General features: G+C 61.5%; 12 protein-coding genes. 5 read left to right on the forward strand and 7 right to left on the reverse strand.

Annotated elements, in window-relative coordinates:
* Positions 1-3 precede the first annotated feature (3 nt).
* Positions 4-270 carry an antitoxin VbhA family protein gene (locus tag QZ822_RS02505; protein WP_049344655.1) on the reverse strand — a complete coding sequence of 89 codons (267 nt, stop codon included), beginning with the start codon at positions 268-270 and terminating at the stop codon, positions 4-6.
* Between the two features lie 943 nt (positions 271-1,213).
* Here QZ822_RS02505 and QZ822_RS02510 point away from each other — a divergent pair.
* Complete coding sequence (locus tag QZ822_RS02510; protein WP_005504289.1) at positions 1,214-1,891, forward strand: hypothetical protein; 678 nt, start codon at positions 1,214-1,216, stop codon at positions 1,889-1,891.
* 65 nt (positions 1,892-1,956) lie between these two features.
* Positions 1,957-2,841 (forward strand): hypothetical protein, encoded by an 885-nt coding sequence (locus tag QZ822_RS02515; RefSeq protein WP_294642332.1) that lies wholly within the window; start codon positions 1,957-1,959, stop codon positions 2,839-2,841.
* Positions 2,842-2,919: 78 nt separating this feature from the next.
* On the opposite strand, the gene QZ822_RS02520 is transcribed toward QZ822_RS02515, so the two are convergent.
* The 5 genes from QZ822_RS02520 to QZ822_RS02540 form a co-directional block, all read right to left on the reverse strand.
* Positions 2,920-4,200, reverse strand: a complete 1,281-nt coding sequence (locus tag QZ822_RS02520; RefSeq protein ID WP_294642334.1) for a Fic family protein — start codon at positions 4,198-4,200, stop codon at positions 2,920-2,922.
* A 161-nt stretch (positions 4,201-4,361) separates the two neighbouring features.
* Entirely contained in the window at positions 4,362-5,450 is a 1,089-nt protein-coding gene (locus QZ822_RS02525) for a diacylglycerol kinase family protein (protein WP_294642336.1), read from the reverse strand.
* A 77-nt stretch (positions 5,451-5,527) separates the two neighbouring features.
* On the reverse strand, positions 5,528-6,838 hold the full coding sequence (serS, locus tag QZ822_RS02530; RefSeq protein WP_294642337.1) for a serine--tRNA ligase: 1,311 nt from the start codon (positions 6,836-6,838) through the stop codon (positions 5,528-5,530).
* A 103-nt stretch (positions 6,839-6,941) separates the two neighbouring features.
* Complete coding sequence (gene pheA / locus QZ822_RS02535) at positions 6,942-7,889, reverse strand: prephenate dehydratase (protein ID WP_294642339.1); 948 nt, start codon at positions 7,887-7,889, stop codon at positions 6,942-6,944.
* A 132-nt stretch (positions 7,890-8,021) separates the two neighbouring features.
* Positions 8,022-8,909, reverse strand: coding sequence for a spermidine synthase (locus QZ822_RS02540; protein ID WP_294642341.1), 888 nt, complete (start codon positions 8,907-8,909; stop codon positions 8,022-8,024).
* Positions 8,910-9,001: 92 nt separating this feature from the next.
* Between QZ822_RS02540 and QZ822_RS02545 the strand changes: the two genes are divergently transcribed.
* Together QZ822_RS02545 and pta are read left to right on the forward strand one after the other, a co-directional pair.
* On the forward strand, positions 9,002-9,625 hold the full coding sequence (locus QZ822_RS02545) for a GNAT family N-acetyltransferase (protein ID WP_294642343.1): 624 nt from the start codon (positions 9,002-9,004) through the stop codon (positions 9,623-9,625).
* 213 nt (positions 9,626-9,838) lie between these two features.
* On the forward strand, positions 9,839-11,929 hold the full coding sequence (gene pta / locus QZ822_RS02550; RefSeq protein WP_294642346.1) for a phosphate acetyltransferase: 2,091 nt from the start codon (positions 9,839-9,841) through the stop codon (positions 11,927-11,929).
* Positions 11,930-12,080: 151 nt separating this feature from the next.
* Here the strand turns inward: pta and QZ822_RS02555 are convergent, their stop codons facing one another.
* Entirely contained in the window at positions 12,081-12,530 is a 450-nt protein-coding gene (locus tag QZ822_RS02555) for a hypothetical protein (RefSeq protein ID WP_294642348.1), read from the reverse strand.
* A 324-nt stretch (positions 12,531-12,854) separates the two neighbouring features.
* On the opposite strand from QZ822_RS02555, the gene QZ822_RS02560 reads away from it, so the two are divergent.
* The gene (locus tag QZ822_RS02560; protein ID WP_294642350.1) at positions 12,855-13,937 is read left to right on the forward strand and encodes an HNH endonuclease; all 1,083 of its coding nucleotides are present in this window, start codon (positions 12,855-12,857) and stop codon (positions 13,935-13,937) included.
* The last annotated feature ends 12 nt before the right edge of the window (positions 13,938-13,949 follow it).

Here is a 13,949-nt window from a genome sequence, read left to right on the forward strand (position 1 = left end):
GGTTTATTCGCCCTCCTCTGCGTGCTGGTCCACGTTTTGGCTTGTCAGCACCTGGTAAGCGAGCGCCTTCGCTAGTGCCTGCCGGTCGTATTCTTCCGCGGTGATTCGCCCGAGCTCGTAGTCGATGAGTAGCGTGACGTCTTCGCGGGTGGGGTTGTCGCCCTCAAGCCAGGATGAGGCGAGGGGCTGCATGATGTTGCGGCGCTGCTCTTCGGTGAGCGGCTCGAATAGTTCGGGGTAGCGCAGGTGCAGGTCAAAACGATCTGACACTGTATGTTCTCCTCGCAGGTGGGGTTGGTGATTGTCTGTCAGCAGGAGCCGCCCACTACCCCGTAGGCGGGCTCCCTCTACTTTTTTCTTGTGGGATTTTAGACGCGGCGGTTACGTTTTCGGGCGCGGTGCGCAGCCGTTTCAATTCCGAAAGCCAGGATGAAGACCGCGCAAATCGGCATGCACGCGGCAGGGGCAAGGGGTGAGCACACTGCGACAACGGCAAAGATACCAAGATACCAGGCGTTACTCTTCTGGTAGGTCACGACTACTACTTACGTCTAGGATTGAAGGTATCCCGCTTTCAAGATACTAGGGTTATTGTGAAGGCGGGGTGTTTCAGCGACATCCATGTGCCGAAGCCCCCTCCCAAGCGTTGCGAGGCACCTCGTATATTCCAGCCTAACCCAGGTGCCGAAAACAGGCACTGCCCGCGGTCATTCTGGGGAGGGCACCGCCAAAATGACCGTATGCGGTGGCGGCGGGTTTGCGTGATGAGTTCGTGGAGGCGCGTTTTGAGGGTCAGGACACCGGCAGGAGTGCACGCCTTGCCGAGGTGCTGGCGACTGCAAAGATGGATTCCACGACTCTGCCAGCTATGCGCGAGATGCGTTCCCGATTAAGGAACCGCCAGCGGGTCTCTTCGACATGCTGAATTAACCAGCAGAAAGGCGCGCCCCACGGGGTGCGCCTTTTCTTGTTTCGCGCTCTCTCTTCATGAGAGAACGACCGTTCGCTCAGCGCCCTGACGGTAGGCATGCTAGGGTATCTTTTGACGCTCATATGAGAGCACCCAGTAGCCGGTGATTCCGCCTCCCAAAGCGGCACCTCACTGGGGATGCTCTACTGTCTCCACTCACTCTCAACCAGTAAACACCGCCCCCAGCGCCGAGGGGCTGGCTCAGTCTATAACCCACCGCCGGGAAGACACGATTGGAGACTCGTGAAAACATATAACACCGCATCAGGTCCAGCCATTCCCCGCGCGCTCATCGGGTTCTTCTACATCATTGGCCTGCTACTCCTCGGGCTCACCCTCCTGTGGGTGCCGCGAGGAGGCGCCTCCCCCAACGAAACCCTAGAAGCTAAACCCGGCGTCGTGATTGAGCCCGGCACGTGCGGTGCTGGAGCATCCGCAGACAAGACCGTCCTGAAAACCGCCCCGAAAGACACCCAGTGGGTGACCACCGAGTCGGGGTGGACCGGACCCGTCTCGCAGACCGCCGGCCCCGTTGTAGAGTCCCCTATTCGCAGCTGTTTTGAGCACTCTGCGCAGGGTGCCCTGTACGCAGCCGCGTGGGCGGTCATCCATGTTAATGACAGCCCGGAGGCGTACATGCCGACCGTCATCGGACCCGGCGCTGAGCAAATCACCAAGGAACGTCTGCAGGACACGAAGACCCGCACCGTGGTTCGTATCATGGGGTATCGCTACATGTCGTACACCCCGGAACGCGCAGTCATCCGCATTCTCTTTCAGACCCCGTCAGGTACCTACCGTTACTTTGAGACGACCCTGGAATGGCACAACGGCGACTGGGCTCTGTGGGTTCCCGCCGAGCAGCCGCAGGTGACTGACGAATATGACAAGGGCAAGTACGTCACCTGGAAAGCCGCCTAGTCAGAGCTGAAACCGCCGCACCGGCTGAATAAAACACCGATTCACACTACGAAAAGGGCACACCAATGTCGCAGACCCCCATGTCGTCCAGTAGTCCCACCCCCATCCCGGCACCATCCACTCATTCCCCGATTCCGCAGGAGCAGATGCATCAGCGTCAGGACCTGCTGGAACACCTCCGCCAGGTCAAGCAGCTGGTGGATCGCGCAGCACCCTGGGCGGCTTCTTTGAAGAGCGCCCAGGAGTCGTACGTTACCGCTGTGCCTAACCCGCCTCGCATCAAAATCACTAAGCTCTTTGTAGCTTTCGTGAAGGTCCTCGCCTGGACGTACCTTATTAGTGCCCTCATCATGATGGTGACGTACCTGCGGTATCTTGTCGCTAACCCGCAGATTCACTCCAGCGACATTCCGTGGCACACCATCCACGTCCCGGCATTGGTTTCTGCCGCTGCTATCGCGGTTGCCTGGTGGCTGTGGAAGTACTTCGGCATCTACCCGCTGGCAATGATGAGTGTGGAGCGGGAGAACCTGAAACGCCAGGCACACAACGAATCTGTGTGGCGTGAGTATGAGGACCCGGCACGTGCGGAACTATCGAAGGTACATAAGGAGTACATGGAGCGTTTCTCCCACTGGTACCCGGAAGACTACCTGTACCCGTACGCCTCGGACAGCCTGTACAAGTACGTGCGGCAGGGTCGGTCCTTCACCCTGCAGGATGCGCTAAACCTGTTCGAGAAGGAGAAGCACGAGCTGTGGGTTCGCCTCAGCATGGAGCAGCAGGCTGAGGAGCAGCGAATCCATAACGCTATTGTGGAGGACCTGATGGATCAGCAGCTGTATGAGCAGCGTAAGGCGAACGTTCTGCTTGCCGGCATTCTGGCAGCGACTACAGCTACCGCGGTGGCTGCCTCGACTCCTCGTTATCACTATCACTCCCACTACTAGGAGTTACGGGAAACAACAGTTTTTAGGGGAGGGGACGCACTCCGGTGCGTCCCCTCCCCTGTTTCTTATGCTCGTGGGCTATTCTTCATCGTCATCAACCGCGGGCAGGCCCAGCAGGGCGATTCCCGCCTCGGTGAGGGACCAGCGCATCGTACGGCCAGCCTTCACACCCTCAACAACCCGGAGCCCCTGCAGCAGTTTGAGTCTATCGCGCAGAGTCGGCGCCGTAACACCCAGCGCCTCCTGCAGCTCACTCGAGGTAGGCGCAACCGGCGCACGGAAAATCTGCACCTGCCCCAGCAGATACAGCAGCCGTAGAACATCATCAAGCTTCTTCGAAGTCAGCCCGGGGGTGCCACCCGTCCAGGTGCGGCTGCCCTCCAGCTCAGCGATACGCCTGCCAAGAGCACGCCACGCACGGTCGCGTGACTCCAGCTCGTCTACCAGGTGCTCCTGAGCCTGCTCAATCAGCCCCAGAAAAACATGCAGAAAACCGGTCACCTCACCGCAGTTGAGGGGTTCTTCCGCCGCGCTAAACGCCTTGTAGTAGCGGCTCTTCTGAATGTTGAGCGTGCTCGGCAGGGTGAGGGTCGTCAGCCGGGTGAGCGTCTGCCCCAGGTGGGCTACCAGCAGGTACCTGCCCAGGCGGCCGTTGCCGTCGTAGAAAGGGTGCGTGTACTCCACCATAAAATGCGCGGCGACTGCGGAGAATAGCACCGGCACGTTCGGGTTGAGGGCGTGGTCAAGTGCCGCCTGAACATTGGAGGTGATGGTTGCTTCACTGTCGGGGGCGCGGTGAATTTCGCGGGTGTTGTCGTAGATAACCACGGGTTTGGTGCGGAATAGAGCCCCGTCCGGGCGGTCCTCTTCCGCGAGGTACCCTTCGAGTAGCGTGTCGTAGAGGCTGCGCACCTGCTCAACCGTGGAGGGTGGGCGGCCTGCCCCCAGGTCTTTGAGGAGGTTCACGAATTCGACGGCGCGCTTAGCGCGGGGGTCCTCGCTGTCGCCGGAGGTGAGCGCCTCAGAGATGAGCTGGCGTGTGGTGTGCACGCCTTCGATACGGTCGGACGCCACGATGCTGCGTACTGCCAGGTCGAGTAGGTAGCTTTGCATGGCGATGCTGGGCAGTTGGGAGCTCAGCTGTTCGATGTGCCGTTCACGGCGCATGATGCGTTCAAAGGCTACGAGCGCAGTGCGGTCTGCCAGGTAGAACAGGGGGTGCTCCCCTACCGTGAATTCGTTGAGGAGGTAGGTGGAGTGGCCGTTGCGGCGTGCCTGCAGTTCCTCCTGTACGGCGGCTTTGCCGCGTTCGTGGAAGATGCTTTTGAGGGTGCGGTACCTTGTGCCGGTGGTGTTCACGTGTACCCTCCTTGATGGTGTAAAAAATCGCGGTTTTTTTTCATTATCCTCCTGATTTTCAGGAAATAGTGAAAAAATCCGCGATTTCTTTCATAATACAAGTCACATATAGGTGATTCGGGGTGGTGCCAGCCTCTCCCCCAGCACCTTTACTACCCCCGCTAGAGCACCTCGGGGTGGACCGCCACCTCCACGGCGGCAGGCAGCACCCGCGCGCTAATACGGTGCGCCGACGGTGCCGGGTCACCATCTACCTCAACCGGCTGCGCACCATCCGGGAACTCCAACACCGCCTCAGCCCCCACCAGGTGGCGAATCACCGGCAGCTCAATACGCGGCGAACCCAGAATCGTGCGGCGCGTAACCTTCGCCATCAGCAGACCCCACTCCACCAGGTCACGCGGCGACGCCACAATCACCTCAAGGTTGCCGTCATTCACATCCGTCATGTCCGCCAGGCGAATACCACCCTGCAGACGGCCACAATTCGCAATCAGCACCGACCGCATCGGCAGAGTACGAGGCTCCCCACCGTCCACGCTAATACGCACCGGATGCGACCTGCCCAGCATATGCTTCATGCCGGACTGCACGTACGCCACCCAGCCGAACTTCGCCTTAATCTCCTCGTTCGTATCGTTCATAACCAGCGCGTCAAAGCCGGCACCGCTCATCACAAAGAACGTGTGTTCGGTTTCTTCTCCGGGGGCGCTCGTCGTCGTCATCTCAATCGCATCAACAGCCTGACCTGCACCGTTGAGCGCAATATTCACACACGCCGCCACGTCACTGACCGGAATATACAGGTTACGCGCCAGCAAGTTACCGGTACCCATCGGCAGAATACCCAGGCGCGGCTTATGCCCCTCATGATGCGCCAGCGCCGCCGCCACAGCACGCACCGTACCGTCACCACCGGCAGCGATGAGCAGGTCAACACCCTCAGCGATCAGCTCGCGGGCAGCCTCAGAACCGGGCTCGTCCACGCGGGTGGTGCGCACCAGCGGCTGCGGGTGGCCGTTCGCCGCGAGGGTACGTTCCAGAATCTCGATAGCCGCCGCAGCGCCGGGCTTGCTGGGGTTGTACACCACGCCCACGCGCTGCGCCTCACCGATGGGCAGGGTCGGCAGAACACCGAAGGGCGCCCCCAATTCGATAGCGCGTCGGCGCGCTTCACGGCGGGCACGAGTGACGGAGGCGGTCAGCGCCGCCGCCGCGGAAACACCAAGGAGTTTACGGTATAGAGGCATAGTTCTTAGACTACCGGGATACGCAAAAACCCGCCCACCGTTTACGCGGTGAGCGGGTTTTTCAGCTGGTTGTGAGATTACTCAGCAGAGACTGCCGGAATGACCTCGGCACCACCCATGTACGGGCGGAGTGCTTCCGGAATACGTACAGAACCATCTGCCTGCTGGTGAGTCTCCAGGATGGCAACCACCCAGCGAGTCGTTGCCAGGGTGCCGTTCAGGGTCGCTACGGAGCGGGTGCGGCCCTTACGCACGTTGCCTGCCTCGTCCACGGTGTCCGGGGTGCGCTCGCGGATGTTCAGGCGGCGCGCCTGGTAGGTGGTGCAGTTCGAGGTGGAGGTCAGCTCGCGGTAGGTGCCCTGGGTGGGGACCCACGCCTCGCAGTCGAACTTGCGGGCTGCGGAGGTGCCCAGGTCGCCTGCGGCGGTGTCAATCACGCGGTATGCGAGGCCGCAGCGCTGCAGCATTTCCTCTTCGAGGGACAGCAGCTTCTCGTGCATCTCTTCTGCCTGCTCGACGGGGCAGTAGACGAACATTTCAGCCTTGTTGAACTGGTGCACGCGAATGATGCCGCGGGTGTCCTTACCTGCGGAGCCAGCCTCGCGGCGGTAGCAGGAGGACCAGCCCAGGTACTTCTTCGCGCCCTTCTCAAAGTCGAGAATTTCGTCGGTGTGGTAGCCGGCGAGCGCCACCTCGGAGGTGCCGACCAGGTACAGGTCGTCGCGTTCGAGGCGGTAGATTTCGTCGTCGTGCTTGACGTTGAAGCCGGTGCCGTTCATGATTTCGGGGCGTACCAGGGTGGGGGTGGTCATCATGGTGAAGCCGTGCTTGGTTGCGAGGTCGAGCGCCATCCACATGAGTGCCTGCTCCAGGCGTGCTACCTGGCCCTTGAGGAAGTAGAAGCGTGCGCCGGAGACCTTTGCGCCGCGTGCCATGTCGATGCCGTCGACGAGTTCGCCGATTTCGAGGTGGTCGCGCGGCTCGAAGCCGTCAGCTGCGAAGTCGCGGGGGGTGCCGACTTCCTTGACGACTACGTAGTCGTCTTCGCCGCCGACGGGTACGCCGTCGATGATGAGGTTTTCGATGCTGCTGATCAGTTCCTCGTATTCGGCGGTTTTCGCTTCGGAGGCTGCCTTTGCTTCGTTGACGCGGGCGGCAAGTTCCTTAGCCTGTGCGACGAGGGCGGGCTTTTCTTCCTTGGGTGCCTTAGCAACCTTCTTGCCGAAGGCGTTCTGTTCGGCGCGCAGGGTCTCGTATTCGCCGATGAGTGCGCGGCGTGCGGTGTCGGCTTCGAGGATGCGGTCGACGTGGGTTTCGTCCTTGCCGCGTGCTCGCTGGGAGGCGCGGAAGACGTCGGGGTTTTCGCGGAGGAGGTTAATATCAATCACTGTTTTATCCTACCTAATCTTGCGGTGGGTTGTGGGCGGGGTTTGCGCTGGTGGGGCGCGGGTAGGTGCGGGGGTATCTAGCGGCGGCCGGCCTGTGGTACCGCTAGTGGCGCTGCAGCTGTGCGGGGCGGCCGTTCGGGAAGAGCGACTCGACCCATTCGTGTGCGGCGTCGAAGGAGCCGTCGGAGTGGATGCTGTCGACTTCGGTGTTTTCGTGGTCGGCGCGCGGGTAGGAGCCGAGGAATTTCAGCGTCGGGGAAACACGGTGCAGGCCGCGCAGGGCGTCGCGCATGCGTGCCTCGTAGATGTGGCCGTCGGCATCGATGCTGAACGAGTAGGAGCCCATGCCTTCGCCGGTGGGGCGCGATTCAATGCGGGAGAGGTTCACGCCGCGCACGGAGAACTGTTCGAGCAGTTCGAGCAGGGCGCCAGCGCGGTTGGCGGGCAGCGGCACGGTCAGGGTGGTCTTGTCAGAGCCGGTCGGTTCGGGGATGTCGGCGGTGCGGGAGAGCAGCACGAAGCGGGTTACGGCGTTCTTGTTGTCGCCGATGTTGTCCTGGATGACGTGCAGTTCGGGGTGGTAGTTCAGCAGCGCCGGGGAGCAGATTGCCGCATCGTAGGTGCAACCATCTTCGAGCAGTCCGACAGCCGCCGCCGCGGTGGAGGAGCCGGGCAGGTAGGCGGCGGCGGGTACGTTCTCCTGCGCCCAGCCGCGCACCTGCGCCCAGGCGTGCGAGTGGGTGGAGATGGTCTTAACGTCTTCGATGCTGATGGGCTTCGCGGCGACCAGCACGAAGCGGATCGGTACGAGCACCTCGCGGATAATGCGTACACCCTCACTGGCCGCGATAGCGTCCAGGGTGGCGCTCACGCCGCCCTCCACGGAGTTTTCGATGGGCACCATGGCGGCGTCCACCTCGCCCGCGTTCAGGCGTGCGAGCGCGTCGGGCACGCTGGTGGCGGGGATGCGTTCGGCGTCGGATGCGCCGGGGACGCTCAGCAGGGCGGATTCGGTGAAGGTGCCGGAGGGGCCAAGGTAGGTGTATCGCATGCCACTATAGTAGCGTCTGCCGTGGAGGGGCCGCCGAATTCGGTGATAGGTTACGGTCTTTGGCGGTAGTTAAAAGCCCCCACCAAAGTCACTAACCTATCACCGAAAAACTTAAGTCATTACCGAAAACCGCTACCTCACGAACTGGCGCACCCGCGCGGTGTCCCAGTACTGGGCGGGCACGCCTCCACCCATGAGCTCACGGGCAATAGCGGCAGCCTGCACGGAACCAGCCTCCGGCAGGGGCGCGTGCGAACCGGCAATAATGACGTTGCCGCGGCGGCGACCCTTCAACATTGCCGAATCCGCCACAATACACACGTACTCGAACACCTCAAACAGGGCGGACGCCTCCGCGCGGGCACCGGTCAGCGCCGGCCCGTCACCGCAGTTCAGGATGTACAGGCCACCGGGTGCCAGCGACTCGGCGACGGTGCGGGTGAACTCGACGGTGGTGAGCGCCTCGGGCGTGGTGTCCCCGGCGAATACGTCACGAATCAGCACGTCGCGGGATGCGGGTGCGAAGGTTGCGGTGACGGCACCCGCCTCACCCACGCGAATCTTCACGCGCGGTGCCTTGGGGATGTCGAACCAAGCGCGCACATACTCGGCGAGCTTGGCATCCAGCTCAACGACGGTGTTGCGGCTGGTCGGGTACAGGTCAGCGAAATAGCGCGCCATCGAGCACGCGCCGCCGCCCAGGTGGGTGATGCGCAGCTTCGCGGCGTCCAGGTGCTCCTCCACGTGCGAGGAGACGACCGCCGCGATCCAGCGCATGTACTCAAAATCCAGCTGGCGAGGCTCACCCACAATCACGTGGGAAGACTGCACACCATTAATGAGCAGCAGCCAGCCGTCAGCATGGTAGCCGTCAGGGACCAGCTCCGCCTCACCCGTAGAAATCGGGTACACGCCAGCGGCGGCACCCTGCACGGGGGTGCTCTCGGTATCGTCGATGCGGTTCTTCTGCTGCTTCTGCGCCTTTTGGGACTTCTTGGGTGCCCTGCTCTTTTTCGCCATACCCACTAGACTAGCCGACAGCCCTCACGCCCCTAGCGTACGCACCCGCAAGGAACCGCCTCCACAGGGGCCGACTGAGTAGACTAGAACCCATGGGATTTGTATGTCAGGGCCGCTACGCGCTCGCACCAATTGAACCGACCGACGCCGAAAAATACGTCAACCTGCAGCTGGATTGCATGGAGCAAACCTACGACCCGATCTACTTCGACACGCTCGGGGAAAGCTTCACCGCCCGCCACCGCGCCGAACGCAACGAATACCTCGAAGACTTCCACCGCCACCTCTCCTCCCCCACCGTGCGCGGCTTCTTCGCCTATGAGGTGCCCGGCTGGACCCCCGACGGTGGACTCTCCTGCTCCATCGGCGCACGCATCGACTGGGATAAGCCGGTCGGCGTGGCACTCTCCCTATGCGAACAATCCGCCTGGGAACTCGAACGCGCCGATACCCTCCCCGAACTGCCCGCAGGCACCCGCAAACTCACGCACCTGTACACCCTCAACCACACGCACGGCACCGGGCTCGGTCAGGCACTCTACGAATCCGTCATCTACCCGGACGAAAACTCCTACCTGTGGGTCATGGCTGAAAACGAACGAGCGGTCTCCTTCTACGAGCGCCTCGGCTACCGTAACGAAGGCGTGTACTTCCAAGCACGCGGCATCTGGGGCCCCGGACGCAGCGTACGATACACGCGCATCATCAACCCCTAAGCTCACCCCCTAAACGGCACACCACACCAGGAGGCGGCACGCACCCCACCCCACATGACGCAGCGCACCGCACACCCTGTTAGGCGCCACCCCCACAACGCCTTAAGATAGAAGATGACATATAAGCTCGACGCACCCGCGCACAGGAGCACATACACCCCTGCGCAACCGCGGGACCCAGCGCCGAACACCGCATAGAAGGACAGTAAAACAATGACCACTGGTCTTTACCTCTCCGCTATGTCCCAGAACTCGGGCAAGTCCCTCGTAGCCCTGGGCCTAGCAGACTCCCTCATCAAGCGCGCAGACCGCGTCGGCTTCTTCCGCCCCGTCTTCGACGGCGCAACCATCGCCGACGACCCCATGGCACGCCTCATCCGTGAACACTTCGGCCTGACCGAAGAGCAGGTCGGCGGCGCAGTCTCCATGACCGACGCACTCGCACTCATCGCAGAAGGCGACACCGAAGAAATCTCCGCACGCGCAGTCTCCGCCTACGAAAAGGTCGCAGCAAACAGCGACGTCGTAATCGTCGACGGCGTCTACCTGCCCGCCAACGCGCTCTCAGTCGAATTCGACCTGAACGTCCAGATCGCACGTGACCTCGGCCTGCCCGTCGTCGCAATCGTCGGCGCACAAGAAGCAACCGTCGAAGAAGCAGTCACCGCAGTCGACGTGGCACGCACCGAACTGCTCGCCTCCAAGGCAGACCTGCTCGCAATCATCGTCGGCCGTTCAGAACCCGAACTGCGCGACGAAATCGAGAACTCCGTCAAGCGCGGCGACGCAAACCTGCCCGTCTACGTACTGCCCGAAATCCCCGAACTGAACGCACCCACCGTCGGTGAAGTTGCCGAAGCTCTCAAGCTCGACACCGAAGGCATCAAGGCAGAAGACCTCGGCCGCGACATCCACGGCATCAAGGTCGCAGCAATGAACGTCTCCAACTTCCTCAACCAGTTCGTTGACGGCGACTTCGTCATCGTCCCCGGCGACCGTGCAGACATCGTTGCAGCAACCCTCGCATCCGCACTGGCACCGACCTTCCCCGCACCCTCCGGTGTGCTGCTCACCGGCGGCCTGGACGCACTGCCCGGCAAGAACACCGCGGTCGGCTCCCTCATCGACAACGCACCGTTCCCCGTGCTGTCCACCACCAAGGACACCTTCAAGTCTGCACGCGCAGTCTCCCGCGTCCGCGGTACCCTCGAAAGCGGCCACCAGCGCAAGCTCGCAGCAGCAATGGGCGGCTGGGACGAGCACGTCAACAAGGACGAACTGCTCGCACGCCTCGAAATTGAGCGCCCCGCATCCATGACCCCGCTGCGCTTCCTGCACAACCTCATCGAGACCGCACGCGCAAACCGCCGCTCCGTGGTCCTGCCCGAGGGTTACGACGTGCGAATCCTGCGTGCATCCGAAATCATTGCACGCCGCGACTTCTGCGACCTGATTCTGCTCGGCAACCCCGCCAAGATCGCAGAGATCTGCCAGGCTGAGGGTATCGAGCTGCCCAGCTCGATCCGCATCATCGACATCGAGAACAACGAGTACACCGAGGACTTCGCAGCAACCTACGCTGAGCTGCGTGCACACAAGGGCGTCACCATCGAGGCTGCTCGCGAGCGCATGACCGACCCCTCGTACTTCGGCACCATGCTCGTTTACAAGGGCATCGCCGACGGCATGGTTTCCGGTGCTGTGAACACCACCGCGAACACCATCCGCCCCTCGCTCGAGTTCATCAAGACCCGCCCCGGCACCAAGATCGTCTCCTCCGTCTTCCTCATGCTGATGGAAGACCGCGTTCTGGTCTACGGCGACTGCGCAGTGAACCCGAACCCCAACGCAGAGCAGCTCGCCGACATCGCGAAGGCATCCGCAGAGACTGCACGCCAGTTCGGCGTGACCCCCAAGGTTGCTATGCTGTCCTACTCGACCGGCACCTCCGGCGCTGGCGCGGACGTGGACGTTGTGCGTGAGGCAACCGAGCTCGTGCGCGCATCGAACCCCGACTTCGCGGTCGAGGGCCCGATCCAGTACGACGCTGCTTCGAACATGTCCATTGCGTCGACCAAGCTGCCCGGTAGCGAGGTCGCTGGTCAGGCTACCGTGTTCGTCTTCCCCGACCTGAACACCGGTAACAACACCTACAAGGCTGTTCAGCAGTCTTCGGGTGCTGCCGCTGTGGGCCCGGTTCTGCAGGGTCTGCGTAAGCCCGTGAACGACCTGTCGCGCGGTACCACCGTTGAGGACATCATCAACACCGTTGCGATCACCGCAATTCAGGCACAGAGCCTGTAAGGTGCACGCGGCGCTGTAGCGTGAAGGCTGCGGCGTTCCGTTGATATAGAAATCTCCCGCACTGGGCGGGGCATGCCTTGGAGGTGTGCTCCACCCGGTGCGGGAGATTTTTTGTAATTACAGGGATTTTTTTGGGGGGCCGCTCCCCCGGTTAGTCTTTGCGGCGGTCGGGATATGCTCGGTCGAGGCGCACATAGTTGATCACGCCAAGAACAGCCATACCCACAGCAGTCACAACCGGGCCGAGGGCGGGCGGGAAGAGCCAGGTGAGCCCCGCCTCCACGGTGTAAGCGATGAGGCGGCAGACAAGGTAGGCACACGCCGCCACGAAGAGGGCGTAGGCGACGATGATGCCGACCGGGCGGGGTTCGTAGCCTTCTCGCCGGGCGCGTAGAGCGGCACCGAGGGCGTTACCCAGGTACAGGGCGAGAGCACCGACGACGACAGCCGCGGTGAGGGCACCGTCAAGGAGAGTATGCGGGGTCAGCGGGGCGGTGCCTGCCTCAGTGAAGAGGTTGAGGATGCGCACCCCGGCGTAGGCGTAGCAGAAGATGACTGCCGCACGGATGGTGAGGGGTAGGTTGGTCCAGAAGGTTTTCATGCGGCCCCTTTCGAGGTGGAGGGCGGGCTTCTGTCTGAGTGTTACCCCAAGGATACCTAAAAATACCGGCGTGTGATGCGAATCAATAGCATTGTGGCTGGTGAATGTTGCTTGTGCGGGGCACTGATTTAATGCGCCGAGAAGCCACATGTGTTTCGAAAAGCAACATGTTTGGTGGCTTCTCGAAACACATGTGGCTTTTCGAGGAAGGGTTTATGGAGGAGCCGCAGGAATTTTTGTAATTACAGGATTCCACCACCCCTACCCCGTGAGCCGGTGACCACCCAAGCAGCGGCAAACCGCCCGGGCTGCTAGGCTGCTGCTATGGACAACAACTCAACGCCCTCACTGCCGGACCTCGTTCTCCCGTCCGTGGTGACGACTCTCAGCCTCCCGAGCAAGCACGCCGCAGCTGACATGCGGCTCCCGCAGGCATGGCTACTGCGATCCGTTCCCGACGAAGAGAACCGAAGCGTAGCTAGTGGAAAAGTCTACGATGACGCCCTAGAGTTCCGTTACGTTTACGACTCGAAAGTTCGGAACTACACAAACGTTCGCGAGGGCGACTTCGTGCTGATTCGAGATAATTCGATTCTTCTCGGGTCAGCCGTTATCCGAAAAATTGAGTCATACGAGGCCGATAAGGTCATGACGTATTGCCCCCGCTGTGGGAGCAGCCGCATCACCTTCAAGTCCGATGGGCTGTGGCGTTGCGATGGAAATTGTTTGGGGAGAGATAAGCTCAAGCCCGAGAAGCGCCTGTATAAGAATCCTCCACAGAGGACTGAGAGAGTTCAGCGTTTCATTGCCTACTATGGCGATACCTGGACTGAACTTATCGGTGCGTTGGACAAAGATTCTTTTGAAGGGCTTTGCGCACCGGGCAAATATAACCGACAGAACAGCATTGTTGCCCTCGATACCGCGAAAGTCCTCACCTGGCTTGAAAGCCTGAACACTTCGGGTATTCACCAGCTCAACCTTGGCGAGGCCCGCGGGGTACCCGTGGATCCTCGTGGCGGTTTTACGATGCGCACGGTCAGGGCTCGCAAAGGTCAGCCGCAGTTCCGCCAGCAGCTGTTGAACCGCTTCGGAAACATGTGTGCGTTTACGGGTGCTTGCCACACGGCGGCGCTGGATGCGGCGCACCTGTACAGCTATGCGCGCGAGGGCGAGCACCGTGTGGATGAGGGTATGCTTCTGCGCAAGGATCTGCATAAGCTTTTTGATAGTGAGCTGGTGGGTGTGAGTTCTTCGCGGACTCTTCTTCTGCACCCCGGCTTGGGGAATACGCAGTATCAGTCGTTGGCGGGTGCTCGTCTGAAGGTTGAGTTGCCTAACCGGGCTCTTGAGCTGTTGGATGAGCACCGCTCGGGCTTGAACTGGCTTGAAGAGGCGCTAGTCTAGGTCTGCTCTGGC

This window comes from uncultured Rothia sp. (assembly GCF_916715725.1).
Taxonomy (GTDB): domain Bacteria; phylum Actinomycetota; class Actinomycetes; order Actinomycetales; family Micrococcaceae; genus Rothia.